24 protein-coding genes are annotated in these 23,258 nt (G+C 62.3%); 18 read left to right on the top strand and 6 right to left on the bottom strand.

Features of this window, described 5'->3' with window-relative positions:
- The first annotated feature begins 33 nt into the window (after positions 1-33).
- From AC07NR_RS03460 to AC07NR_RS03390, 15 genes are all read left to right on the top strand, one after another.
- Positions 34-1,740: a GspE/PulE family protein gene (locus AC07NR_RS03460; RefSeq protein ID WP_495077811.1), complete on the top strand. Its 1,707-nt coding sequence runs from the start codon at positions 34-36 to the stop codon at positions 1,738-1,740.
- Complete coding sequence (locus AC07NR_RS03455; protein ID WP_495077810.1) at positions 1,721-2,524, top strand: hypothetical protein; 804 nt, start codon at positions 1,721-1,723, stop codon at positions 2,522-2,524. The genes AC07NR_RS03460 and AC07NR_RS03455 overlap by 20 nt, the downstream gene beginning before the upstream one ends.
- 1 nt (position 2,525) lies before the next feature.
- Positions 2,526-3,071 carry a PilN domain-containing protein gene (locus tag AC07NR_RS03450; RefSeq protein ID WP_248738839.1) on the top strand — a complete coding sequence of 182 codons (546 nt, stop codon included), beginning with the start codon at positions 2,526-2,528 and terminating at the stop codon, positions 3,069-3,071.
- Entirely contained in the window at positions 3,058-3,606 is a 549-nt protein-coding gene (locus AC07NR_RS03445; RefSeq protein WP_248738840.1) for a GspMb/PilO family protein, read from the top strand. The genes AC07NR_RS03450 and AC07NR_RS03445 overlap by 14 nt, the downstream gene beginning before the upstream one ends.
- Positions 3,606-4,124 (top strand): hypothetical protein, encoded by a 519-nt coding sequence (locus tag AC07NR_RS03440; protein WP_495077809.1) that lies wholly within the window; start codon positions 3,606-3,608, stop codon positions 4,122-4,124. The genes AC07NR_RS03445 and AC07NR_RS03440 overlap by 1 nt, the downstream gene beginning before the upstream one ends.
- Positions 4,121-5,968 carry a secretin GspD/PilQ domain-containing protein gene (locus tag AC07NR_RS03435; RefSeq protein WP_495077808.1) on the top strand — a complete coding sequence of 616 codons (1,848 nt, stop codon included), beginning with the start codon at positions 4,121-4,123 and terminating at the stop codon, positions 5,966-5,968. Before AC07NR_RS03440 ends, AC07NR_RS03435 begins: the two co-directional genes overlap by 4 nt.
- A gap of 2 nt (positions 5,969-5,970) precedes the next feature.
- Positions 5,971-6,444 carry a type II secretion system protein gene (locus AC07NR_RS03430; protein ID WP_085712076.1) on the top strand — a complete coding sequence of 158 codons (474 nt, stop codon included), beginning with the start codon at positions 5,971-5,973 and terminating at the stop codon, positions 6,442-6,444.
- Between the two features lie 5 nt (positions 6,445-6,449).
- Positions 6,450-6,824 carry a type II secretion system protein gene (locus AC07NR_RS03425; RefSeq protein ID WP_096821322.1) on the top strand — a complete coding sequence of 125 codons (375 nt, stop codon included), beginning with the start codon at positions 6,450-6,452 and terminating at the stop codon, positions 6,822-6,824.
- Positions 6,799-7,350, top strand: coding sequence for a type II secretion system protein (locus tag AC07NR_RS03420; RefSeq protein WP_495077807.1), 552 nt, complete (start codon positions 6,799-6,801; stop codon positions 7,348-7,350). The genes AC07NR_RS03425 and AC07NR_RS03420 overlap by 26 nt, the downstream gene beginning before the upstream one ends.
- Positions 7,347-7,739, top strand: coding sequence for a curli production assembly/transport protein CsgE (csgE, locus tag AC07NR_RS03415; protein ID WP_495077806.1), 393 nt, complete (start codon positions 7,347-7,349; stop codon positions 7,737-7,739). Before AC07NR_RS03420 ends, csgE begins: the two co-directional genes overlap by 4 nt.
- Complete coding sequence (locus tag AC07NR_RS03410; RefSeq protein ID WP_495077805.1) at positions 7,736-8,167, top strand: curli assembly protein CsgF; 432 nt, start codon at positions 7,736-7,738, stop codon at positions 8,165-8,167. Before csgE ends, AC07NR_RS03410 begins: the two co-directional genes overlap by 4 nt.
- A 29-nt stretch (positions 8,168-8,196) precedes the next feature.
- Positions 8,197-9,057: a CsgG/HfaB family protein gene (locus AC07NR_RS03405; RefSeq protein ID WP_273537123.1), complete on the top strand. Its 861-nt coding sequence runs from the start codon at positions 8,197-8,199 to the stop codon at positions 9,055-9,057.
- A 773-nt stretch (positions 9,058-9,830) separates the two neighbouring features.
- Positions 9,831-10,214: a DUF6124 family protein gene (locus AC07NR_RS03400; protein WP_495077804.1), complete on the top strand. Its 384-nt coding sequence runs from the start codon at positions 9,831-9,833 to the stop codon at positions 10,212-10,214.
- 238 nt (positions 10,215-10,452) lie between these two features.
- Positions 10,453-10,644 (top strand): type II toxin-antitoxin system RelB family antitoxin, encoded by a 192-nt coding sequence (gene relB, locus AC07NR_RS03395; protein WP_495077803.1) that lies wholly within the window; start codon positions 10,453-10,455, stop codon positions 10,642-10,644.
- 94 nt (positions 10,645-10,738) lie between these two features.
- Positions 10,739-10,957, top strand: coding sequence for a hypothetical protein (locus AC07NR_RS03390; RefSeq protein WP_495077802.1), 219 nt, complete (start codon positions 10,739-10,741; stop codon positions 10,955-10,957).
- Between the two features lie 73 nt (positions 10,958-11,030).
- Here the strand turns inward: AC07NR_RS03390 and AC07NR_RS03385 are convergent, their stop codons facing one another.
- The 6 genes from AC07NR_RS03385 to AC07NR_RS03360 all read right to left on the bottom strand — a co-directional run bounded on the left by AC07NR_RS03385 (position 11,031) and on the right by AC07NR_RS03360 (position 17,407).
- Positions 11,031-11,315, bottom strand: coding sequence for a type II toxin-antitoxin system RelE/ParE family toxin (locus AC07NR_RS03385; RefSeq protein ID WP_423205300.1), 285 nt, complete (start codon positions 11,313-11,315; stop codon positions 11,031-11,033).
- A complete protein-coding gene (relB, locus tag AC07NR_RS03380) occupies positions 11,305-11,511 on the bottom strand; it encodes a type II toxin-antitoxin system RelB family antitoxin (RefSeq protein WP_134826193.1) in 207 nt (68 codons plus the stop codon). The genes AC07NR_RS03385 and relB (AC07NR_RS03380) overlap by 11 nt, the downstream gene beginning before the upstream one ends.
- A 270-nt stretch (positions 11,512-11,781) precedes the next feature.
- The gene (locus AC07NR_RS03375) at positions 11,782-13,233 is read right to left on the bottom strand and encodes a curlin (protein ID WP_495077801.1); all 1,452 of its coding nucleotides are present in this window, start codon (positions 13,231-13,233) and stop codon (positions 11,782-11,784) included.
- A gap of 26 nt (positions 13,234-13,259) precedes the next feature.
- The gene (locus AC07NR_RS03370; protein ID WP_248738852.1) at positions 13,260-13,721 is read right to left on the bottom strand and encodes a curlin; all 462 of its coding nucleotides are present in this window, start codon (positions 13,719-13,721) and stop codon (positions 13,260-13,262) included.
- A 69-nt stretch (positions 13,722-13,790) separates the two neighbouring features.
- A complete protein-coding gene (locus AC07NR_RS03365) occupies positions 13,791-16,025 on the bottom strand; it encodes an Ig-like domain-containing protein (protein ID WP_495077800.1) in 2,235 nt (744 codons plus the stop codon).
- Between the two features lie 35 nt (positions 16,026-16,060).
- On the bottom strand, positions 16,061-17,407 hold the full coding sequence (locus tag AC07NR_RS03360; protein WP_495077799.1) for a hypothetical protein: 1,347 nt from the start codon (positions 17,405-17,407) through the stop codon (positions 16,061-16,063).
- 323 nt (positions 17,408-17,730) lie between these two features.
- Here AC07NR_RS03360 and AC07NR_RS03355 point away from each other — a divergent pair, with 323 nt between their 5' ends.
- From AC07NR_RS03355 to AC07NR_RS03345, 3 genes are all read left to right on the top strand, one after another.
- Complete coding sequence (locus AC07NR_RS03355) at positions 17,731-19,179, top strand: sensor histidine kinase (protein WP_423205306.1); 1,449 nt, start codon at positions 17,731-17,733, stop codon at positions 19,177-19,179.
- A 158-nt stretch (positions 19,180-19,337) separates the two neighbouring features.
- Positions 19,338-22,145, top strand: a complete 2,808-nt coding sequence (locus AC07NR_RS03350) for a multicopper oxidase domain-containing protein (RefSeq protein WP_495077798.1) — start codon at positions 19,338-19,340, stop codon at positions 22,143-22,145.
- 17 nt (positions 22,146-22,162) lie between these two features.
- Positions 22,163-23,233 carry an SCO family protein gene (locus AC07NR_RS03345; protein WP_495077797.1) on the top strand — a complete coding sequence of 357 codons (1,071 nt, stop codon included), beginning with the start codon at positions 22,163-22,165 and terminating at the stop codon, positions 23,231-23,233.
- Positions 23,234-23,258: the final 25 nt, after the last annotated feature.

Raw genomic sequence — 23,258 nt, 5'->3', positions numbered from 1 at the left:
GGGCCTCAAGCCCCGGGTGTTGGAGAGCAAGCCATGGAACGTCTGTCCGTTGTCGTCGATGCGTTGCAGCCTGCGTGTGCCCCGACACGCTTCTCCAGTGAACAACTGGCCCAGGCCCGGGCGCGGGCCGGCACTTGCGGGGAACGGGTGCTCGACGCACTCAATGTCCTTTGCGAACTGGCGCCGATGCCGTTCATTGCCAGCCTCGGCGCCACCCTGCATTACCCGGTGCTCGACACCGACACGCTGTTCCAGGCGACCCCGGTGTTCGACCGAGTCACCCTCGCACAATGCCTCAAACGTGAATTCATCCTGCTGCGGCACAACGACGAAGTCATCGGTGTGTTCGCCGACCCCTTCGACACCTCGCGCCTGGCCTGGATCGACGAATGCCTGCACGGCGCGCCGCTCTATCTGGTGCACGCCGACGACCTCAAGGCCTATCTGGCCCGCCATGAAGAAAGCTTCCACGCCGTCGAATCGCTCAACGCCCAGGCCGACGCCGGCAGCGAGGTCGACACCCTGCAAAGCCTGTCGCTGACCAGCATCAGCGAAGACTCAAGCGTGGTGGTGAAACTGGTCAACTCGACCCTCTACGACGCACTGAAAATGCACGCCAGCGACATCCACCTCGGCACCACCGGCAACGGTCTGGTGATCAAGTACCGGATCGACGGCGTGCTCAACAACATCAGCAAGATCCAGGGCAGCGAGTTCGCCGAGCAGGTGATCTCGCGGGTCAAGGTCATGGCCGAGCTGGATATCGGCGAAAAACGCGTGCCCCAGGACGGTCGCTTCAAGATCGGCATCAGTGGCCGGCAGATCGACTTCCGGGTATCGATCATGCCGAGCATCTTCGGCGAAGACGCGGTGCTGCGGGTGCTGGACAAACAGGACCTGGCCGACAAGGTTTGCGGCGTGCAGCTGCAAGCGCTGGGCTTTGAAGACGAAACCCTGCGCCAGTTGCGTCGCCTGGCTGCCGAACCCTACGGCATGGTGCTGGTGACCGGCCCCACCGGCAGCGGCAAGACCACCACGCTGTACGCGATGATCACCGAGATCAACCACGGCGTGGACAAGATCATCACCATCGAAGACCCGGTGGAATATCAGCTGCCCGGCGTGCTGCAAATTCCGGTCAACGAGAAAAAAGGCCTGACCTTCGCCCGTGGCCTGCGCTCGATCCTGCGCCACGACCCGGACAAGATCATGGTCGGCGAAATCCGCGACCCGGACACCGCACAGATCGCCGTGCAATCGGCGCTCACCGGGCACCTCGTGTTCACCACCATCCACGCCAACAACGTGTTCGACGTGATTGGCCGCTTCACCCAAATGGAAATCGACCCCTACAGCCTGGTCTCGGCGCTCAACGCGATTCTCGCCCAGCGCCTGATCCGCCTGGTGTGCAGCCACTGCAGCGCACCGGCTACTCCGAGCGACGAGGAACTGCGTGCCTCCGGCCTCGACCCGCACAGGGTCGGCCATTACCACTTCGTCCACGGCAAGGGCTGCGGCCACTGCCGGGGCAGCGGTTATCGCGGGCGTACGGCAATTGCCGAGCTGCTGCACCTGGACGACGAACTGCGGCAGATGATCGTCGAGCGCCAACCCATCACCCGGATCAAGGCCCTGGCCTGTTCTCGTGGTTTGCGTCTGTTGCGCGAATCGGCGCTGGAGCTGGTGGAGCACGGTCGGACCACGCTGGAGGAGATCAATCGTGTCACTTTTATCGCGTGATCAATTTGTCGCCGTGCTCGGCGCCAGCGGTGTCGGCCTCGGCCAGCGCCGGGGCAACGAAACCCTGTGGCTGGGCAGCGTCGGTTACATCGATGAAGGCTTCCACAGTTACGCGGTGGCGCTGGACACCCTCGACCGTCTGCTCGGCGAACACGCCCGTGCAGGCTCGGAACTGAGCGTGGTGATCTCCGGGCATTTCAGCCGTTTCTGCCTGGTGCCGTGGAGCGAGCAGATCAGCAGCCCTGAAGAACTGCGCGGCTTCGCCCAACTGTGTTTCGAAGACCTGTTCGGCGTGCCGACCCAGCCCTGGAGCCTGGTGCTATCCGCCGAGCCCGCCGGTCACGATCGGATCGCCAGCGCCTTGCCGCAGGATCTGCTGGAACGTCTGCGCTCCTTGGTCAGCGGTCGCAACCTGCGTCTGCGTTCGGTGCAACCGTACCTGATGAGCGCCTTCAACCGCTTCGACAAAAGCCTCGACGCCGGCGACTTCCTGTTCGTGGTCGCCGAGCCGCAACGCAGCGTGTTGCTGCTGGCAAGGGAAGGGCGCTGGGCATCGGTACGTTCGGTGGGCGGCAGCGACAGCGATGCGGCATTGAACGCGCTGATCGGTCGCGAACGGCAACTGCAAGCCTCTACCAGCGAACGTGCGTTCAACGTTTATCTGCACGCCCCGGCGCGCCTCGATGCGCAACCGGATGTGGCGGGGGTGCACCTGCGCACCCTCGAAGACGACTCGATGACCGTGCGTGACGCCTTGTACGTCATGTCCCGGGCGGTGGCCTGAGATGCGCGCCTTGAACCTCGATTTCCAGCCCCGTCCGCGTTCCGGCCCGTTGGGCTGGAGCCTGCTCGGCGGCGGTGTGTTCCTTGCGCTGGTGTGCTTCGGCGTCCAGCAGCACCTGGGCGATCAGGCCGAACAGCAGCAAGGTCACTTGCAGCACACCCAGCGCCAGCTCACCGGCGACAGCGGCGCCAAAACAACCTTGAGCCCGGCGGAAACCCGTGAGCAGGCGCAGAACCTCGCCGAAATGCGCAAGGTCTCGCAGCAGTTGCGCCGCCCCTGGGAACGCCTGTTCGCCATGCTCGAAGCCATGCCCCGTGATGACATCGCCTTGCTGACCCTGACCCCGGATGCGCGCAAAGGGCAGGTGCGGATCAGCGCCGAGGCGCGGGATCTGCAAGCGATGCTGGATTTCCACAAACGGCTGGAGGCCAGTGACGAGCTGTCCGACGTGTCGCTGCTGAGCCACGAAATCGTCGTCAAATCGCCGGAGCAACCGGTTCAGTTCAACCTGTCGGCAACCTGGGAGATGGGCGATGCGAATCCCTAGACTGATCGTCCACGAATACCTGCAGGGCCTCGGCGTTCCAGGCCTGGCCGGGTCGGCGCTGCTGCTGATCAGCGTCGCCTGGGCGCTCGGCGGTTTGCTGCCGGGCTGGCAGTCGCTGCAACAGCTCAGCCAGCAGACCCAGGAGGCCACCGAGTACCTGGCCAAGGTCGAGGACGGCAGCATTGCGCCGCCGGTGGTGCCGCAACGTCAGCTCGATGATTTTCGCAACAAGCTGCCGGCCCAGCCGCAAGCCACCGTCGCCATCGACCGCATCTACGCGTTGGCGGCGCAGGAACACATCACCCTGGCGCGCGGCGAATACGCCCTCGGCGTCGATCCCAAGACTCATCTGGCGCGCTACCAGATCCTGCTGCCGGTGCGCGGCAGCTACCCGCAACTGCGCCGCTTCCTGCATGCGTTGCTCGGCCAGTTGCCGGCGGTAGTAGTGGAAGACGTCGAGTTTCAACGCAAGAAGATCGCCGACACCGACCTCAACGGCCGGATCCGTATGACCCTTTACCTGTCGAGGTCGTGATGAACACCAAGCGCGTAACAGGGTGGGTGGCGTTCTTCGGCGTGGCGGCGGCGCTGGCCTGGTTGCCCGAATATTTTTCGCCGGGCGACGACGCGGACGCTCCTGACGTCGCCGTCTCGACCACGGCCAAAGCCACCGCCCGTGGCGCCTTGCCGGCCAGCAGCGCCAAGGCAGGCGCAGCCCCGATCAAGGACTTGAGCCCGGCGGGCGACCTGTTCGCCGCCAAATCCTGGAAGGCTGCGCCGACCCTGGCCAGCGTCACCGAACAACCCGTCAACCTGACCCCGGTGGTGCAAGCCCCGAGCCTGCCACCGGTGCCGTTCCAGTTCGTCGGCCGCCTGCATGACCGCAGCGACCTGCAAGTGTTTTTGCAGGTCGGCGAAAAAATCTACGTCGTGCGCAATGGGGATGTGATCGACGACACCTGGAAGATCACCGGCATTTCCGAGCTGGAACTGAGCCTGGTCTACCTGCCTCTGCATTTGTCGCAGACCTTGTCTGTGGGGAGTACGCAATGAACAGATCCCGTTTGCTGATGAGCCTTGGCCTGTGCGCCGGGCTGGCCGCGTGCAGCACCGCACAGGTCGCCAACAAGGAGGCTTCCGACCTGATCGATCAGGGCCAGTACGAGGCGGGCCTGGCCCGGATCCAGGAAGGCTTGCGGGAAAATCCTCGCGACACCGAGCTGCACCTGCTGCTCAACAGCGGCCGGGCCAAGGCGATCACCGCGTTGCTGACTTCCGGCGACACCGACCGCGCCCGCCGCGATTTCGCCAACGCACGCCTGGCCTACAGCCGGGTGCTGACCATCGAGCCGAACAACCGTCGCGCCCAGGATGCCCTGCGTCAGCTCGACTACCTGCGCAGCATGGACGAGAAACTTGAGCTGGCCCGTGGCGACCTGCGCCGGGGCGACATCTATGGTGCCGACCGCCAGGTCAAACAGATCCTCGAACTCGACCCGAAAAACGACGGCGCGCTGGAGCTGCAAGGCAACATCCGCCTGGTGCAGAGCCGCAACGTGATCCAGTACCCGCAGCTGCGCACCCGGCTCGATCGCCCGGTGACCCTGGAATTTCGCGACGCCAACCTCAAGACCATTTTCGAAGTGCTGTCGCAGGTCGCCGGGTTGAATTTCATCTTCGACAAGGACCTGCGCCCGGACATGAAAGCCACGATCTTCGTACGTGACGTGCGCATCGAAGACGCGGTGGCCTTGCTGCTGCAACAGAATCAGCTGCACCAGAAAGTGGTGAACGAAAACACCTTGCTGATCTACCCGGACTCGCCGCAGAAGCTCAAGGACTATCAAGAGCTCGTGATGCGCACCTTCTACCTGACCAGCATCGATGCCAACACCGCGCTGAACATGATCAAGACCATGCTCAAGACCCGCGACGTGTTCGTCGATGAGCGCCTGAACACCCTGACCATGCGCGACACCGAAGACGCAATCCGCATGGCCGAGAAGCTCCTGCAATCCCAGGATCAGTCAAACCCCGAAGTGGTGCTGGAAGTGGAAGTGATGGAGGTTGCCACCCAGCGCATTCTCGATCTGGGTCTGCAATGGCCGAGCACCTTCGGCGTGCTTAACAGCGACGGTTCGCCCGTCACGCTGCTGGGCCAGCTCAAGGGCATCAACTCCGACCGCATCTCGATCGGGCCATCGCCGCAGGCCAAGATCAACGCACAGGACAACGACATCAACACCCTCGCCAGCCCGGTGATTCGCGTCAGCAACCGTGAGCAGGCGCGCATTCACATCGGGCAGCGCGTGCCGATCATCAGCGCCACCTCGGTGCCGTCCACGCAAGGGCCGGTGATCACCGAAAGCGTCACGTATCTGGATGTCGGTCTGAAGCTTGAAGTGACCCCGACCGTGCACCTGAACAACGAAGTGGCGATCAAGATCGCCCTGGAAGTGAGTAACGCCACGCCGCTGGAACCGACCCGTCAGGGCACGATCCCGGTGCAGGTCGATACCCGCAACGCGCAGACCTCGCTGCGCCTGCACGACGGTGAAACGCAGATCCTTGCCGGTCTGGTACGCAACGACCATGGCGCCACTGGCAACAAGATTCCGGGCCTCGGCGACATTCCCGGTCTGGGCCGTTTGTTCGGCAGCAACAAGGACACCATCGGCAAATCAGAACTGGTGCTGTCGATCACCCCACGGATCGTGCGCAACCTGCCGTACCAGAGCCCGTCGGACATGGAGTTCCCGACCGGCACCGAAACCAGCATGCACATCCAGGCACCGGATCGCTCGCAGAACTTCGTGATGCCGGCACCTGCCGCGCAGCCTCGCGCCATCGGTGATGCCGCCGTGGCAACCACCCGTGTCACCGTCGAGAAGCCTTGATCATGAACGCCTCCCAACGCGGTTTTACCTTGATCGAAGTCGTGGTGACGCTAGCCCTGATCGGCCTGCTGGCCGGCATGGCCGCGCCGCTGACCGAGACCCTGGTACGGCGTGGCAAGGAGCAGGAACTGCGCACGGCGCTGTATCAGATTCGCGATGGCATCGACGCCTACAAGCGTGCCTTCGATGCCGGCTACATCGAGAAATCGCTGAACAGCAGCGGCTACCCGCCGAATCTTAAAGTGCTGGTCGAAGGCGTGCGCGACGTGCGCAGCGCCAAGGGTGCCAAGTTCTACTTTCTGCGCCGGATACCCCGCGATCCGCTGGTGCCGGCCAAGCGTGACGACAACGGCGGTTGGGGCCTGCGGGCCTACGACAGTTCAGCCCAGAACCCGCGCGATGGCGAAGACGTGTTCGACGTCTACTCCCACGCCAGGGGCCGTGGCCTCAACGGCATCGCTTACCGCGAGTGGTGACTCTCATGCGCCGGGAAAAGGGTTTTACCTTGCTCGAACTGATGGTGGTGATGGCGATCATCGCGACCCTGATGACCATCGCCTTGCCGCGCTATTTCAACAGCCTTGAGGCCTCGAAAGAGACCACGTTGCACCAGAGCCTGTCGGCCATGCGCGAGGCGCTGGATCATTACTACGGCGACACCGGGCGTTATCCCGATTCCATCGAGCAACTGGTCGAACAGCGTTACCTGCGCAATGCGCCACTGGACCCGATCACCGAGCGCAATGACCAGTGGGTGCTCGTCGCGCCGCCGGAAGGTGTGGCGGGCGGCGTGGCGGATATCAAGAGCGGTGCTACCGGGAGGGCGCGTGATGGCAGCCAGTATTCCGAGTGGTAAGCGCGTGGAGCAGGGTGGGTTCACCTACCTGGGCGTGCTGTTCCTGATAGTGATCATGGGCATGGGCCTGGCCAGTGCCGGTGAGTTGTGGTCGACCGTGTCGCGCCGCGACCGCGAGAAGCAACTGCTGTGGGTCGGCACTCAATATGCCCAGGCGCTGCGCAGCTACTACCGTAGTTCGCCGGGGCTGGCGCAGTACCCGAAAGAACTGGCTGACCTGCTGCAGGACGAACGTTTTCCTGAGCCACGGCATCACCTGCGCCAGCTCTATCCGGACCCGATTGGCGGCGGTGAATGGGCGCTGCAACGGGGCTTCGATGGACGCATCACTGGTCTCAACAGCCCGTCCACCGAGGTGCCGTTGAAGCAGGCGGACTTCCCGTCGCAATGGTCGGATTTCGAAGGCATGCAGCGTTATTCGGACTGGCAGTTCGTGGCTGAAAAGGCCTTCCTCGATGGCACCGGCCCTGGCAACGGGTCCCCGGTCAAAGGCCAGTCGGCCCTGCCGCAGGCATTGCAGCCATGAGCCGCCAATGGTGGTGCGCGTTGATCCTCGCGGCCGTGGCGTGCTGCGCCAGCGCCGCCGAGGAAGACGAAATGATGGGCTTCATCGTCGACGACACGATCTCGCACATCGGCCACAACTTTTACTACTCGTTCAGCGAACGCCTGCGCGACACCAGCCCGATGGATTTCAACCTGGTGGTGCGCGAGCGTCCCGACGCGCGCTGGGGCAGCCTGGTGACCGTGGAATATCAGCAACGCCTGGTGTATCGGCGCTTCCTGCCGCCGAACACCGTAGAACTGAAGGACGAGGCCTACGAGGCCGCCGACTCGGTTCGCCTGGAGGTCGTCCGGCGCAAGCTGGAAGCCCTGTTGCAGGACACCACCGACCTTGAGAAGGACGAACTATGAACACGACAACGTTCTCACGGCGCCGCGGATTCTGGATTCCGGGGTTGTTGATCGGGCTTGCCAGCGCCGCCGCCGTCCAGGCCACTGAACTGGTCTACACGCCGGTCAACCCGTCGTTCGGCGGCAACCCGCTCAACGGCACCTGGTTGCTCAACAACGCCCAGGCGCAAAACGATTTCGACGATCCAGACCTCAAGAAACGCACGACGGTGGCCGGCACTTCGGCGCTCGAACGTTTCACCAGTCAATTGCAGTCGCGGTTGCTAGGGCAACTGCTGGACAACATCTCCACCGGCAACACGGGGAGCCTGTCCACCGACGCTTTTATCGTCAACGTCGTCGACGACTCGGGGGCACTCTCGATTGAAGTGACCGACCGAGCGAGCGGCGAGGTTTCTGAAATCAAGGTGAACGGCCTCAACCCATGACGGGATGACGGTTCCGGGGAGTGCAGGACATGAAAAAAATAATAGCGCTAGGGCTGATGTTGGCAGCATTGCAAGGGTGTGGTCTGCGCGAGCCGATGTCGGCCGAGCAGGACACCGACACTCCGACCCTGACCCCCAGGGCCTCGACCTACTACGACTTGCTGAAAATGCCTCGGCCCAAGGGCCGCTTGATGGCGGTGGTGTACGGCTTCCGTGACCAGACCGGGCAGTACAAACCGACGCCGGCGAGTTCGTTTTCGACCAGCGTCACCCAGGGCGCGGCGTCGATGTTGATGGATGCCTTGCAGGCCAGCGGCTGGTTTGTGGTGCTGGAGCGGGAAGGGCTGCAGAACCTGCTGACCGAACGCAAGATCATTCGTGCCTCGCAGAAGAAGCCGAATACGCCGGTGAATATCCAGGCCGAGCTGCCGCCGTTGCAGGCGGCGAACATGATGCTCGAGGGCGGGATCATCGCTTATGACACCAATGTGCGCAGCGGTGGGGAAGGGGCGCGGTATCTGGGGATCGATCTGTCCCGGGAGTATCGGGTGGATCAGGTGACCGTGAATTTGCGCGCGGTGGATGTTCGTAGCGGGCAGGTGTTGGCGAATGTGATGACCAGCAAGACGATTTACTCGGTGGCGCGCAGTGCCGGGGTGTTCAAGTTTATCGAGTTCAAGAAGTTGCTCGAGGCGGAGGCGGGGTACACGACCAATGAACCGGCTCAGTTGTGTGTGCTGTCGGCGATCGAGGCGGCGGTGGGGCATTTGCTGGCGCAGGGGATTGAGCGGCGGTTGTGGCAGGTTGCTGGGGATAATTCTTCGCCTGCGGGGGATGAGACCTTGAATCGGTATTTGACTCAGAACAAGGTGGATCCTGAGGCGGAGTGAACTTGGCGGCCTTTGGGCCGACCAGGTTCTTTTGGGGTTGTGTGTATATCCGTTTTTTTGGGTGTTGCGACTGGCGGTTCCGCTCTTACAGCGGGTCACTTTGGCAAACGCCCCAAAGTAACCAAAGGTCTGGGCCCCGGCGTTCGGCCCCTCGCTGGGGCTCGGGGTTCCTTCGCTCCGGGATTCATCCGGGGGGCATCGCCTCCGGTTTGCTTCGCTGCACCTCCTCTCGATGTGTTCGACTTCGTCGAACGGTCGCTGCGCTCCCACCCCCGGATAAATCCCTCCACTCAGCCTTCCGATGGGGCCAGCACGTCAAGAGCGGTACTCGAGCTAACGCTCATTGTGTTGAGTGGTGAGAAGCGGAAAGCGGATTGCTTTTGCTTTGATCGTTCCCACGCTCCGCGTGGGAATGCAGCCCGGGACGCTCCGCGTTCCATTCTTGAATGTTTAAAAGTTGTGTCTGTTTTAACGATCCTTCCCACAAGGTTTTCAGGTTGTCCGTCGGAAGCGCGGGCTCTAGCCTGTTTTGGTCGCTGCCAATTCAGCGATCGGGTCTGGAAACCCGGATGTGCGAGAAAGCGAAATCGCTTTTCATAACGTATGCTTGCGCACCTTCATTGTGTGCACGCTGTTATGGCGGCTGTGCGCGGGAGACATTTATGTCTGCCGGGTCGCGTTCTCCCCGGATTTCCAGCCCGCGTACAGCTGCCACCCATTCTTCCTGGAAGTCGATTGGGCCGGCTGCAACCATCAATGAGGACGAAATAACCATGAAAAAACCAACACCCAACCCACCCGAAAACCAAGCCAGTCTCGAAACCGACCCAACCTCCCCATACACCTCCATCAACTCGAAAAAACTCCACGAAGCCGCCGAACGCGCCCTGGACCATTACCTTTGCCCCGGCGCCCACATCATGGGCAGCGTCAACGAACCCGCCCCGATGTACCTCGCCAACCCGGCCTACAACACCGAATCCCTGCTCGCCAACGCCTGCGAGTCCCTGGGCTCCGCCAGCGAAATGCTCAACAACTTCGCCGCCGCCCTCGACCCCGCCCACCGCAAGACCGCGCTGGGTATCGCGCAGATCCTCATGCTGAGTGAGCTGGCCGTGAATCAGGCCTTGGATCACGTCGAGCTGAACGATGAATAGCTCGATACAGAAACCAAGCCCCTTCGAATCAGAACATAGTCGACTTACCTCAGAGGCAATGGACGATGTGGATGCAGATCGGGTAATTGACCATCAAACAGTGCTGGATTGGGTCGGTTCTTTGATCCGTCCGGAGAGACCATTAGATACTCCCCAATAGCTTGAGAAGCTTCAGAAACAAAAAAGAACGCGACCCCAAGAACGAGGTCGCGTTCTTCACATTTAAATTGGAGTCACCATGGATCCCCTGATCTCCACAATCGTTTCAGATTTCGAAAGCGAAGAGCAGGCCGCCAGCTACGACCGCTGGTTGCGTGCCAAAGTACAGGCTTCAATCGATGACCCACGACCCAGCATTCCGAATGAGCAGGTGATGGTTGAAATGTTGGCCCTGATGGAGGAAAAACGAAGAAAACATGAGGCGGGGTAAGTGCTTTCCGGTGGCAATGCGAAAAGTAGAAAAGCGCGATGCCGATTTTGGCTACTCTAAGGCTTCCTGACGACTGACTATTTTTGAGGAGTGCATGGACCGTTCACCACCACTGGAAATCGACAGCGCAGCCTATGCAGAATTTTTGGGCCTGTGGGAAATGGGTTTTTTTGATAACCAGCGATTGGGACAAGCCCTCTACAACCATTTTCGCCTCCATCGGTTAACTGATCAGGCTTTGTTGCAGGGGCTTTACGAGGCAGACGGCAAGAAGGCTCGAGCCGCTATAAGTCGCATATTTCATCTCAGTTAACTGAGTACTGAGATAAAAAAAACCGTACCTCCACGGGAAGCACGGTTTCTTGTGTTGGGACGAGTAAGCGATCTTAATTGAGGTCGCGTCTAGGGTATTCCTGACGCGCGTGCAAGATGCTCACAATCTCAATGTGGTCCGCCACTTGATAAACGACGAGATAGTTCGGGCTTACAACAATCTCCCGAGTACCGGGAGAACGACCTTTTCGATACAGGTGTGGATGCCAGGAAAGTGAAGATGTAGTTTTTACGACGGACTTGTGAAGTGCAGTCGCCGCTACAAAATTTCGCTCGCCAATGTACTTCAGTATTTTCGAGAGTTCGACCCTAGCCTTGGGTCGCCACTTAATCTGCATCCGCGCTTTTGCGCATTGATTCCATCAAGGCGTTTATTTCCTCCATCACTTGCTCATGGGGAATACTCGGACGCGGATCATCGAGAGAGGCCTGTACTTCGGCCCGAAACCAACGGTCATAACTCGCAGCCTGTTCCTCAGGAGCAAGATCCGAAACAACCGGGCACAGTGGGTCGATCAAAGACGGGTCGATCATGGAACCTCCGGGTTTGGTGCCTGGAAGTCTATTCGGTAACGGTGTGGCTGTCGTCGCTGTCTGGATGAATTGCATGTAGGCCGAGCTCCGTGGGGATCAAGTTGTCCCGGCAAATCCTAGAGCCTGCACTTCCGACGGCCAACCGCCAGAATTCGTCAGAAAACTCCTCGAATTTCTGAAAACGTTCCGTTTTCCGTAGGACGCCACTCAAGCGTCAGCGCAAAAAAAACCGCGACCCTCAACAGGTCGCGGTTTTCCAACACCCAACACCTACTGCTGCAAAACCGTCGCCTGGTTAGCCGACCCGAACTGTTGAATATTCGCCGTCTGAGTCATCCCGCTCTGATCCACATTGGCAATGTTCCCGGTCCCGCCCTGGGTCACGTACGCCACGTTCATGGTGTCAGCTTGTTTGACCGTGATCATGTTGTCGCTGCCATACAGCTGCGCGGTGTAGGCCTGGTTGCCGGTGCCGGACTGGTCGAATTCGGTGCTGTTGCCCGAGCCGTTCGAGGTGCCTTGGGCCAGGTTGGTGGTGCCGCGTTGGTCGGAGATCAGGATGTTGTCGCTGCCGTTCTGGTCGAAGTACAGCTCGTTGTAGGAATCGGCCTGACTGACTGTGGTTTTGTTGCCGGTCCCGGTCTGGTGAGTGGTCATGACGTGGCCGACGCCGTCCTGGGTGAAGCTGGCGATGTTGCCGTTGCCGGCCTGATTGACTGTGGCGCGCTGGTTGCTGCCGAACTGGCCACCGTGTTGCGGGCCTTTCCAGTTGCTGGCGTAGACCTTGTTGTCGTTGCCCACGGAGGTGGCGTTGAGTGTGTGGCCGTCGCCGCTCTGGTAGGTGTAGTGCACGTTGCCGTTGCCGACTTGATACAGCGCCAGGGTCGAATTGACCGACTCGAACTGGTCGGCGTAGATGGCGTTGGTGTTGCCGACCTGGGTGACGGCGGCGGTGTTGTTTTCGCCGTAGCTCTGGTCGACCACGGTTTCGTTGCTGTCGCCGAACTGGTTGACGGTGGCCTGGCTGGCCAGTTGCGAGTCCTGCCAGATCTCGGTGCCGTTGAGGTTGCCGAACTGGTTGATGGTGATGTTGCCGCCGGTGCCGTTGCGCTGGTCGCCGTAGCCGTAGTTGTTTTCGCCGGCCTGGTTGATGCCGATCTGCCCGCCGTTGTGGGTGACCTGTTCGGCGGTGCCGTAGTTGGCGGTGCCGTATTGGGTGATCACCGAGCTGTTGCCGCTGCCTTCGTACAGTTGCTCGATGTTGGCTTCGTTGCTGTCGCCGAACTGGAAGGTCTTGCCTTCGCTGCCGTTTTGCGAGTCCTGGTAGACGAACGAGAAGTTGCCGGTGCCTTGCTGCTGTTGCAGGGCGGTGTTGGGTGAGCCGAAGCCCAGCGACTGGCTGGCGTGGGTGGTGTTGAAGGCGCCGGTCTGTTGCTGGGTGATGGTGCCGTTGTCTTCGTAAAGTTGTTCGGCATAGGCGGCGTTGTAGTCGCCGACCGCGTCCTGGGTGATGACGCTGCTGGCATGGTCTTGCACGGCGGCGGCGTCGTTGCCCTGGCCCAGTTGGGTCTGGGTGGCGCTGCTGAACGGGGCCTGGGTCTGCTTTACATCGGCGATGTTGGCAGTGCCGACCTGGCTCTGGGTGGACAGGCTGTCGTCGGCCATGGCCTGGGCACTGATCATGACCAGGATGGCGGCGGTGAGGGGCGTCAGTTTGAACATGATGAACTCTCCGATGATTGCAGTGCTTAGCGATATTGCTTGACCGAAACGCTCATGCCGTTGCCCGACTGGGTCACGGCGCTTTGCAGCCCCGTGCCGGCCTGCTCGATGCTGGCGTCGTTGTTGTTGCCGTTTTGCGAAATCTGCGCGCGGTTGTGGCTGCCGTTCTGGGTGATCGATGCGGCGTTGCCGGAACCGTTTTGCGTGATCAAGGCCATCAGGTCGCTGCCTTGTTGCAGGATGTACGCTTCCTGATTGCTGCCCGATTGCACGATCTTTCCAAGCAGCGACTGACCGTTCTGCGAGAGCAGGGCGAGGTTGGCCTGGCCGTTCTGGTCGATCAGGGCTTGCTGGCCCACTGGGGGCGGCAGTTCACCAAGGTCGGCGGAGGGCGCCAGGTCGTCGTTGTCCATCAGGTCGTCGGCGCGCACGCCCGCACTGCCGCACAGGGCGAGCAGGCAAAGCAGGGCGGCGGTCGGCGTGTTCATGGCGTTGTCCTGTGTGGCGTTAAGCGTCGAGCGTTGCCCCGCCAACCCGAAAGCAGGCGGGGCGCAGCCTTACAGCGTGGTCACCGAGATGGTGCGAACGGTGCCCTGGGACGAGCGAATCGTGGCGGTCGGGTTGGCCGATGGCACCACCGTCGTGTTGTTCAGCGTCAGCCGCCAGCGTCCGGTGACCGGTACCGTCGTCGTGCCGAGGGTGACCAGCCCGGTCGGGGTGGTGACCTGCACGGTGATGGTGTTGCCGGTGGTCACCGAGGAGGTGCCGGCGAAGTCCCAGTTGAAGCGGTTGCCGGAACGGGCCTGCACGGTCGAGGTGGTGATCGTGAAGGTTTCCGCTGCTGGTCGTGGCGACACTTGCACAGTGACCGTGGCCGGCGTCGACAGGGCGCCGAAGCTGTCCCGGGCGATGTAGGTGAAGGTCGTGGTGAACGCGGTGGTCACGGTGGCCGGTGGGGTGTAGGTGATCACCGTGCCGTCGGTGCTGACCGTGCCACGTCCTGCCGGCGGCTGGGTCAGGCTGGCGACGCCCAGCGGCACGTTGCCTTCCGGATCGGTGTCGTTGGCCAGGACGTTGATCGGGATCGCCACGCCCAGCGTTGCGACGCTGTCGGCAACGGCGGTCGGTGGCCGGTTCGGTGCAACGCTGATGGTCACCGTGGCCGGGTTCACCGAGGCCAGGCCTTTGCTGTCCTGAGCCTTGTAGGTGAAGGTCGTGGTCAGCGGTGCGTTGACCACGGCTGGAGGGGTGTAGACCACCGACGTGGTGCCGTTCAGGGCCACGGTGCCCTGGCCGGCTGGCGGTTGAGTCAGCGCGGTGATGGTCAGCGGTACGTTGCCGTCCGGGTCGTTGTCGTTGGCCAGCACGTTGAGGGTGATCGGCACGCCGAAGCTGGTGCTGCCGGTGTCGGCGACGGACAGCGGCGCCTGGTTTTCACCGGTGTCCGGCGCGTTGCCGACAACTACCACCGGCTCGGTGTCGCTGCCGCCGGCGGCGGATTTGACCGTGACAGTAGCCGGTGGCTGGGTCAGGTCGGCGACAGTGATTTTTTGCAGGGTGCCGGTCTTCGACAGGCGACCGTAGCCTTGGGCGACCATGTCCGGCACGGCGACTTCATCGGTCGACGTGGCTTCGATCAGCAGGCTGTGATTGGCCCAGCTGTAGCGCGCGGTCTGGATTTTCACAACGTCGGTGAGCTTGGCAGAGACCGAGGTCGGGCGCGTCGTCCCGGCCGGGTTGGTCGCGGTCACGACCACCACCGACGGCAGCGTGCCGTTACCCAGACGCTGGCCGAAGAACAGGCCGTTGTTGTCACCCAACAGGCTGGTCTGGCACGGCGTCTTCGGTGGGCCGGGCAGCAGCGCCAACGTTTCGCGGAAGCACAGGGTCGAGCTGCTGTCAGCCTTGGCGAACACTTCGGTACGCACGCCGGCCGACGTCCGGCGATAGGTGGCGCGATCAAGGGCGACCTGTGTTTGCTGACGGTTGTCGAGGACCTTGCCGGCGACGGTGAACAGGGTGGTCTGAATCGAGCCTGCGCCTGAGGGACCGTCGATCCGCACGAAGTTGGTGTTGAACGGACTGCCGGTCACCGCTTCGGTGAGGTTCGGGTCACCGACGAAGGTTTCGATGTTGCCGGTGTCCGGATTCACCTCGGTGTAGGGCCCGTTGATGCTGCGCAGGAACGGCCCGATGGCGCCGTTGAGCGCACCGCTGAAGTTACCCGGGGCGCCGATGCCGACGTCCTTGGTGATGTTGATTGCCCGCCGGCCTGGCGTGGTGACGGTGACCGTTTCGACACCGTACGGGTGGGTGATGGTGTAGGTGCCGGCCACGGGCACGTTCACCCGGATACGGATCCGCGCAAAGCTCTGCTGATCACCGTCCACCGGGTTTCCCGAGGCGAATGCCGCTTCGATCCCGGCGACGTAAGCGTCCATTCCGAAACCGGCGCCGTTGTTGGGGATGTTGGTTTCCGCCAGGAACCAGAAGGCTTCCGGCGGCCAGTTGTCGGGGAAGACCATCGGCAGCGTATCGTCGAAAATCCCCGGCTCCGGCAGCAGGGTGCACATGTACGCCGGCGGGGTGGCAGCCGGCACTCGCGAGCTGGCGGCGCGCGACTGGCACAGCTCCATCGACAGCAGGTTGTTGTCCTGGTACCACATCGGGAATTTCCCGGTGGCGAAGGTGTAGGGGCCGGGATCGACGGCGGCCAGTTGCGCGAACGCACTGCCGGTCAGCGAGATTGTCAGCCCGAGCGCGTTGAGCGCGAAGCGTGGCCACTTGTTCATGATGCCTCCTGATGCGGATCTGGGCATGTGAGCGTTCATTGCACGATGACCACTTCTTCGGTATCGCTGCCGCCGTTGGACGACGTCACCCGGACCCTGGCCGGCGGAATCGGCGAGATCCCGGTGGCCAGGGTTTTCACTGCACCGTCACCGCCGAGGGCTCCAATGGCGGCGCCGGTGCCGGAGGTGGCGGTGAGCACCGGTGGCGAAGTTTCGTCACTGGTCGAGGCCACCACGGTCAGTTGCCCGGAACTCAGGCTGTACTCGGCGCGCTGGATCACCACCAGGTCGGTCAAGGCCATGGGCAGGGTGGTCGGCGAACTGGTGGCGATAGCCAGGTGGTTGTCGGCGGTCACTTGCAAGGTGGCCGGCAGGGTTGGATTGACCTGCGATTGCGCGTACCAGCTGCCGGTGCTGTCGGCCTCCTTGAGGTTGAGCACCGGTGTGCTGCTGGTGACCGCGACGGTGGCCGGGGCGGGCGGGGCTTTGACGAACACGTCTTGTTGGGCCACCGGGGCGCTGTCGCCGGGTTTGCGCGAATAGGTACTGCGCTCGGTGATCAACGGCGTGGGTCGAACCACCGTCGACAACTTGCCGGAAACCGCAAACACCGTGGTACGCAGGTCGATCCCGCCGGGGCCTTCGATGCGCAGGTAGTTGGTGTTGAACGGGCTGCCGGTCACCGCTTCTTCAAGGTTCGGGTCGCCGACGAACTGTTCGGCGCCGCCGCTCACCGGATTGGTTTCGGTGTAGGGCCCGTTGACGCTGCGCAGGAACGGCCCGACGTCCCCCTTGAGCGCGCCGTCGTAGGTTTTCGGGCTGCCGATGCCGATGTCGCGGGTCATGTTGATCGCGCGACGACCGGGGGTGTCGACGTTGAATACTTCGACGCCATATGGGTGAGTGATCACATAAGTACCGGCGGTGGGCACATCGACCCGGATGCGGATGCGGGCGAAGCTGATCTGGTCGCCTTCCACCGGATCGCCACCACTGAACGCCGCTTCCACGGCCGAGCCGTAGGACAGATTGATGCCCCGGGCTGCATCGACCACGGTGCCGTCGGCGGTGAACCAGAACGCTTCGTCGGGAAAATTGCCCGGGAAGACAATCGGCTGGGTGTCGTCGAACACGCCGGGCGCAGGGATCAGCGAGCACATGTACGAAGGCGCGCCGGGCGTGCTCGGCACCCGCGAACTGAGCGCTTTGGACAGGCACAGGTCCAGGGTGCGTCCGTGGGTGTCCTGATACCAGCTGGCAAATCCGCCGGTCGCCGGGGCATAGGGTCCGGGATCGACGGCGAACAGAGCGGCCTGGGCCATGCCCTGGGCCAGGGCGCTCACGACCAGGACGGTCGCGGTTTTGGACAGTAAAGGGTGCATGAGTTAATCCCTCTATCGAAGTGCCTGCCCCTTGGGGGTGGGTCAGTTGCAGAGGGGCTTTACAACTTCCATACCAACGGCCGGGCAACGGGCCGCAAAGGCCCGTGGTGCAAAGGTTGGCGAGAGAAGGTGGGGATTTTTTGCAGCGCTGCCATCGGGCGACAGTCCCCAGCATTGGGGATTGTGGGGATCCATCGGCAAAGCGGATTTGCGGATTTGCGGATTTGCGGATTTGTGATCGTGGGGCCGTTCACCCCCCGCATCCGGGCAATCACCCAACCGTGGGCTATAACCCTATAGGGACGTATCGGGAAGTCGCCGCCATGAACATGCAGTCAAAATCGCTACCGGTCGAGGAGAGCAGCCTGCGGCTGGGCTCGCGCAAGCAGCCGTTCAATCTGCTGCGCTGGTTTTCGTTGATCAGCATGGCGGTGATCGGTACGGTAGCCGTGGCGCTTGGCACGGTGTCGACGCGTTTCGTGATCGAAGAAAGTGTGCAGCGTGATGCCTTGCTGACGGCGCAGTTCATTCAGGCCATCGCTTCGGCTGAGGTTCGCCACGTTTCGATTCCCAATATCCGCACCATGGGCGACTTGCTGGACCCGCGCCAGGACCGGGACTTTCCCGACGTCGACCCGGCGGCCCGGGCCAGCGCCCGGGGCGAATTTCTCGATCACATCGAGCATCTGCCGGACGTGATCCTCGCCAACGTTTACGCACCGGATCGACTGGTGATCTGGTCGACCAACCCCGCACTGGTCAACACCCGTATCCATGCCGACGAAGACCTCGATCGCGCGTTCAACGAGAAAATTCCGGTGTCGGCCAGTTATCACAACGTCGACAAGGGCCGTGAAGAGCAGAAATTCGTGGTGCCGCCGGATTACATCTTCATCGAGAACTACATTCCGCTGTTCGACGCCGACGGCAAGAACGTCACCGCGATGGTCGAGATCTACAAGGAACCCAAGGACCTGATCGCCCGCATGGAGCGCGGTCTGACGCTGATCTGGCTGGCTACCGCGCTGGGCGGCGGGCTGATTTATCTGGGGCTGTACTGGATCGTGAGGCGGGCGGCGATCCTGCTGGCGGTGCAGCAGAAGCAACTGATTGCCAATGAAACCTTTGTCGCACTGGGCGAGATGTCCTCGGCGGTGGCGCACAGCCTGCGCAACCCGCTGGCGACCATCCGTTCCAGCGCCGAGCTGGCCCTGGAATTCGACGCGGGGCCGGCGCAGAAGAACATCAAGGACATCATCGGTCAGGTCGATCGCATGTCGAAGTGGGTGCGCGAACTGCTGCAGTCGCTGCGACCGCTCAACGACGAACCGGAGCCAGTGAACCTGGTGGCGGCGTTGCACGAAAGTCTGGTGGCGTTCGAACAACAGATCGCCAAAAACGCGGTGCACGTGGTGTTTCACCCGCAGCAGACGCCGATGGTGCTGAGCCAGCCGGTGCAGCTCACGCAGATCCTCAACAGCCTGCTGGCCAACGCACTGGAGGCCATGGACAAGGGCGGCACGTTGACCATTACCCTCGAACCCACAAACAACGGCGGCGTCAGCGTCATGCTCAGTGACACCGGCAAAGGCATGAACGAAGAACAGCGCAGCATGGCGTTCCGGCCGTTTTTCACCACCAAGCAGGGCGGCCTCGGCGTAGGGCTGGTGCTGGTCAAACGGATCATGGAACGTTTCGGCGGCGGGGTGACCCTGGACAGCCGCGAAGGCGAGGGCACCACCGTTCGTCTGGCGTTTCAGCTCATCCAGTAAATGGGGTGAACTTTTCCCCAGGAGCGGGTGTCAGGCCCCGGTCACCGGGGAGTGGGGAATCCAATAGCGCCTGTAACAGCTTGTTTCAACGGGGATTAATACTTTGGCGAGCTAATTGCAAAACACCATCACCCCTTCCTTAGATGAGGCGGCTGGTGATGGACAGAACAACGCGTGACCCCAAAAAGCTGTTTCTGCTGACGCCGTTGAGCGTCTTTCTGATGTTGGCTCTGGGCAATATGGCCGGGGTCCGAGCGAGCCCGATCGACGACGAAAACCAGCCGGAAGCCTCCGACCCGTCCGCGTATTACGACGAGCCGGCGGATGAACCGGCGGCCCTCAACGCCATCCTGACCATGCCCGAGGCCAACGAAGATTCCTTCGATCTGCCCGACGGGGTGAAAGGCACGCGCAACACCACGCGTTCGGAAAACATCCTGCCACCCACCGTGCAGACCAGTTTCAACTACCCCACCAACGGCAAGCCGAGCCCGCTGTTTGGCGCTCAGCCGTTCACCCAGCAAATCGTCCTGTTCGAAGAGTTCGGCCCGGAAAAACTCGACCCGACCACTCCGGCTGCGCCGCTGGGTTTTCCGCCTGCGGCCATCGGTCCGGCTCCGGCCCAGGACCCGAGCAGTGTCGCCCGCAGCGCACCACCCGGCACCGCGCTGGATGCGTTCCTGCGCCAACCGGGCCTGACACCGTTCCCGAGTCAGTTCTCCAACGTCGTCGACCGCAACCCGTGGCAGTCGCAGATCGAGCTGTTCCTCAACCGCCACATCGGTTCGTCCGCCGAAGGCCGGCCGCCGGGAAAAGGCTGGGCGCACCAGCGCTGGAACGAGTTTTACCCGCAAGTCGCCTACAAGACCGTGCAGACCGGTGCGCGTGTGAACGGCGGCCTGCGTGACAGCCGGCAGATGCACGGTTATGCCGTCGGCGAATTCGGCCCCGGCGGTCTGTACCACAACGTCGCCGGCGTGCCGGCGACGGATGGCACCGCCAAGGGTGTCGATGCACGTTTCCACCCGGCGATGCCGGTGCAGAACCACAACTCGGTGTGGACCTTCGACGGCACGCTGCCGCCGAAACTGCTGATGGTGCGCTACGGCCAACCGGTGATGATGCGTCACTACAACGGCCTGCCGATCGATCCGTCGGCCAACCGTGGTTTCGGTCTGCACACCATCACCACCCACGAACACAACGGCCACGCACCGGCGGAAAGCGACGGCTATGCCAACGCGTTTTTCTTCCCCGGCCAGTACTACGACTATCGCTGGCCGATCCAGCTCGCCGGTTACGACAGCATCAACACCAAGGCTGAAGATCCGCGCGCAGCGTTCCCGTGCGCGCCGGGGGAAACCCTGTGGGTCAACGACCTGCAGCCTGCGAAGAAGACCTGCGACCACGGCACCATCAAGATCCGTGGCGACTGGCGCGAAACCATGAGCACCCACTGGTTCCACGACCACATGCTCGATTTCACCGCGCAGAACGTCTACAAGGGCAACGCGGCGATGATGAACTACTACAGCGCCCTGGATCGCGGCAACGAATCGGTGAACGACGGGGTCAACCTGCGTTTCCCCAGCGGCAGCGCCTTGCCGTGGGGTAACCGCGACTATGACGTCAACCTGGTGTTCGCCGACAAGGCCTGGGATCAGGAAGGCCAGTTGTGGTTCAACCCGTTCAACACCGACGGCTTCATCGGCGATCAGGTGCTGGTCAACTGGCAGTGGAAACCGACCCTCGACGTGCGCGCCCGCAGTTATCGGTTCCGCATCCTCAACGGTTCGGTCTCGCGCTACTTCAAACTCGCTCTGGTGCGGGAAATCAAAGGCACCGGCGGTGAATTCCAGGGGCCGAAGAACTCCGGCGTTTCCTACAGCCGCGTGCCGTTCCACATGATTGCCAACGACGGCAACATCATGGAGCACAGCGTGCCGTTCGACGGCTCGATGGATCTGGATGCCGACGGTGACAAACAGAACCACAACGCGATCCTGCCGACCCAGGGCATCGCCGAGCGGTTCGACATCATCGTCAACTTCTCGAAAAACGGCATCAAGCCCGGCGACAAGCTGTTCTTCGTCAACCTCCAGGCCCAGGACGACGGCAAAGGCCCGAAAGAGACGATCTCGTTGTCCGACGTGCTCTCCGAGAAGTACTTGGCGGTGATCAAGCAGACCAGCAAAGGCCCGCAATGGGACAAGGGCGATCCGGCGGTGGGCAAGGTCTTGCAGCTCAACGTCAAGCCTTTTACCGGCCAGGACCTGGCCATGGACCCGGCAGCCTACGAACCGGCCAAACCGGGCAAGGCTGAAGGCATGGTGATGATCCCGTTGAAGATCCACCGCGACAACGCCGCCGACAAGGCGCTGTTGGCCAACGCCCGTCACCGGACTTTCACATTCGGCCGCAGCGACGGCACCGATGAAGCACCGTGGACGGTCAAGACCGATGGCGGCTTCGGCTTCCACATGGACCCGCGCCGGTTGAACGCGTCAACCAAACTGGCCAGCGGCCCGACCGATGCCGGCACCGCCGGGTTCGGCACCCTGGAAGTGTGGAACATCAAACTTGGCGGCAAGGGCTGGAGCCATCCGGTGCACGTGCACTTCGAGGAAGGGATCATCCTCAGCCGTGGCGGCAAGGCCCCGCCTGAATGGGAAAAATGGGCACGCAAGGATGTCTATCGCATCGGCTCCGAAGCCGACGGGCTGGACAGCGTGGAAATGGCGATCAACTTCCGCGAGTTTGCCGGGACCTACATGGAGCACTGTCACAACACCCAGCATGAGGACAACTCGATGCTGCTGCGTTGGGACCTCGAGAAACCCGGGCAACTGCAGTTGATGCCGACACCGCTGCCGAGCTGGGATGGCGTGCGCTACGTCAACTCCGCCGCGCTGCCGACCTTCCGCACTGGCGATGGCTTCGGCCCGCAAGTGACCGTGAAGAAATGAGCAGGGAGGGAGCCGACATGACCCGACCAACGCCGCGCTCCCGCGCCCTGGGCATGCACTTGATCCTGGTGCTGGTCACCTGCCTGCTGGGCAGTCAGGTGCTCATCGCCCATCAAGCGCTGCCCGAAGGCGCCAGCGAATCCGCCACCCCGTGGGGTGGCGAGTATTTCCCCAACACCCTGCTGACCGATCAGGACGGCAAGCAGGTGCGCTTTTTCGATGACCTGATCAAGGACAAGGTGGTGGTGATCAACTTCATCTTCACCTCCTGCAGCGACTCCTGCCCACTGGAAACCGCACGCCTGCGCCAGGTGCAGAAACTGCTGGGGGACCGGGTCGGCCAGGACATCTTTTTCTACTCGATCAGCATCGATCCGCTGAGCGACACACCCGAGGTCCTCAAGGCCTATTCACAACGCTTCAAGGTCGGCCCCGGCTGGAAATTCCTCACCGGCGAATTCGAAGACGTCACCGACCTGCGCAAGAAACTCGGGCTGTTCATCGAGGGCGTCGACAACGGCCGCACCAAGGATCACAACCTGAGCCTGATCGTCGGTAACCAGAGCACCGGGCGCTGGATGAAGGCCTCGCCGTTCGAGAACCCGTGGATCCTCGCCGATCAACTGGCCAACACCCTGCAGAACTGGAAGCAGCCGAGTATCGAAGAAAGCTACGCCAATGCGCCGGAAATTCGCCCGCCGAGCAACGGTGAAGAACTGTTCCGCACCCGTTGCGCCTCCTGCCACAGCCTCGGCCCGCAGGACGGTGAAGGCATCGGCATGCGCAACATCGGCCCGGACCTGATCGGCGTGACCCGCCAGCGTGACCCGGCCTGGCTCAACCGCTGGATCCGTGAGCCGGATCGGGTACTGGCAGAAAAAGACCCGATCGCACTGCAACTGTTCGAACGATACGAGCGGATCCCGATGCCCAACCTGCGCCTCGACGAACAGTCGGCGCAGTCGATCATCGACTTTCTGCGCGATGAAACCGAGCGCCAGCACCCGACCGCGCAGCCCTTGGCTGACGGGGTGTTGACGCCAACCCGTGCGGCCGCGAGCAGCGAAACGGTGAGCCGTATGCGCTAGCGACCAAATAGCGACTTTGAGTCCT

This window comes from Pseudomonas sp. GW821-FHT09C09 (genome assembly GCF_059418105.1).
The sequence above is the reverse complement of the archived record's forward strand: the minus strand, read 5'-3'. Positions and strand labels throughout refer to the sequence as shown.

Coding starts and splice junctions, on each gene's coding strand:
- AC07NR_RS03410 (WP_495077805.1), top strand. CDS start 7,736: ATGAACACGACAACGTTCTCACGGCGCCGCGGATTCTGGATTCCGGGG.
- AC07NR_RS03400 (WP_495077804.1), top strand. CDS start 9,831: ATGAAAAAACCAACACCCAACCCACCCGAAAACCAAGCCAGTCTCGAA.
- AC07NR_RS03360 (WP_495077799.1), bottom strand. CDS start 17,407: ATGCACCCTTTACTGTCCAAAACCGCGACCGTCCTGGTCGTGAGCGCC.
- relB (WP_134826193.1), bottom strand. CDS start 11,511: ATGATCGACCCGTCTTTGATCGACCCACTGTGCCCGGTTGTTTCGGAT.
- AC07NR_RS03420 (WP_495077807.1), top strand. CDS start 6,799: ATGGCAGCCAGTATTCCGAGTGGTAAGCGCGTGGAGCAGGGTGGGTTC.
- AC07NR_RS03370 (WP_248738852.1), bottom strand. CDS start 13,721: ATGAACACGCCGACCGCCGCCCTGCTTTGCCTGCTCGCCCTGTGCGGC.
- AC07NR_RS03450 (WP_248738839.1), top strand. CDS start 2,526: ATGCGCGCCTTGAACCTCGATTTCCAGCCCCGTCCGCGTTCCGGCCCG.
- csgE (WP_495077806.1), top strand. CDS start 7,347: ATGAGCCGCCAATGGTGGTGCGCGTTGATCCTCGCGGCCGTGGCGTGC.
- relB (WP_495077803.1), top strand. CDS start 10,453: ATGGATCCCCTGATCTCCACAATCGTTTCAGATTTCGAAAGCGAAGAG.
- AC07NR_RS03365 (WP_495077800.1), bottom strand. CDS start 16,025: ATGAACAAGTGGCCACGCTTCGCGCTCAACGCGCTCGGGCTGACAATC.
- AC07NR_RS03375 (WP_495077801.1), bottom strand. CDS start 13,233: ATGTTCAAACTGACGCCCCTCACCGCCGCCATCCTGGTCATGATCAGT.
- AC07NR_RS03405 (WP_273537123.1), top strand. CDS start 8,197: ATGAAAAAAATAATAGCGCTAGGGCTGATGTTGGCAGCATTGCAAGGG.
- AC07NR_RS03460 (WP_495077811.1), top strand. CDS start 34: ATGGAACGTCTGTCCGTTGTCGTCGATGCGTTGCAGCCTGCGTGTGCC.
- AC07NR_RS03390 (WP_495077802.1), top strand. CDS start 10,739: ATGGACCGTTCACCACCACTGGAAATCGACAGCGCAGCCTATGCAGAA.
- AC07NR_RS03425 (WP_096821322.1), top strand. CDS start 6,450: ATGCGCCGGGAAAAGGGTTTTACCTTGCTCGAACTGATGGTGGTGATG.
- AC07NR_RS03385 (WP_423205300.1), bottom strand. CDS start 11,315: ATGCAGATTAAGTGGCGACCCAAGGCTAGGGTCGAACTCTCGAAAATA.
- AC07NR_RS03430 (WP_085712076.1), top strand. CDS start 5,971: ATGAACGCCTCCCAACGCGGTTTTACCTTGATCGAAGTCGTGGTGACG.
- AC07NR_RS03355 (WP_423205306.1), top strand. CDS start 17,731: ATGAACATGCAGTCAAAATCGCTACCGGTCGAGGAGAGCAGCCTGCGG.
- AC07NR_RS03440 (WP_495077809.1), top strand. CDS start 3,606: ATGAACACCAAGCGCGTAACAGGGTGGGTGGCGTTCTTCGGCGTGGCG.
- AC07NR_RS03435 (WP_495077808.1), top strand. CDS start 4,121: ATGAACAGATCCCGTTTGCTGATGAGCCTTGGCCTGTGCGCCGGGCTG.
- AC07NR_RS03345 (WP_495077797.1), top strand. CDS start 22,163: ATGACCCGACCAACGCCGCGCTCCCGCGCCCTGGGCATGCACTTGATC.
- AC07NR_RS03350 (WP_495077798.1), top strand. CDS start 19,338: ATGGACAGAACAACGCGTGACCCCAAAAAGCTGTTTCTGCTGACGCCG.
- AC07NR_RS03445 (WP_248738840.1), top strand. CDS start 3,058: ATGCGAATCCCTAGACTGATCGTCCACGAATACCTGCAGGGCCTCGGC.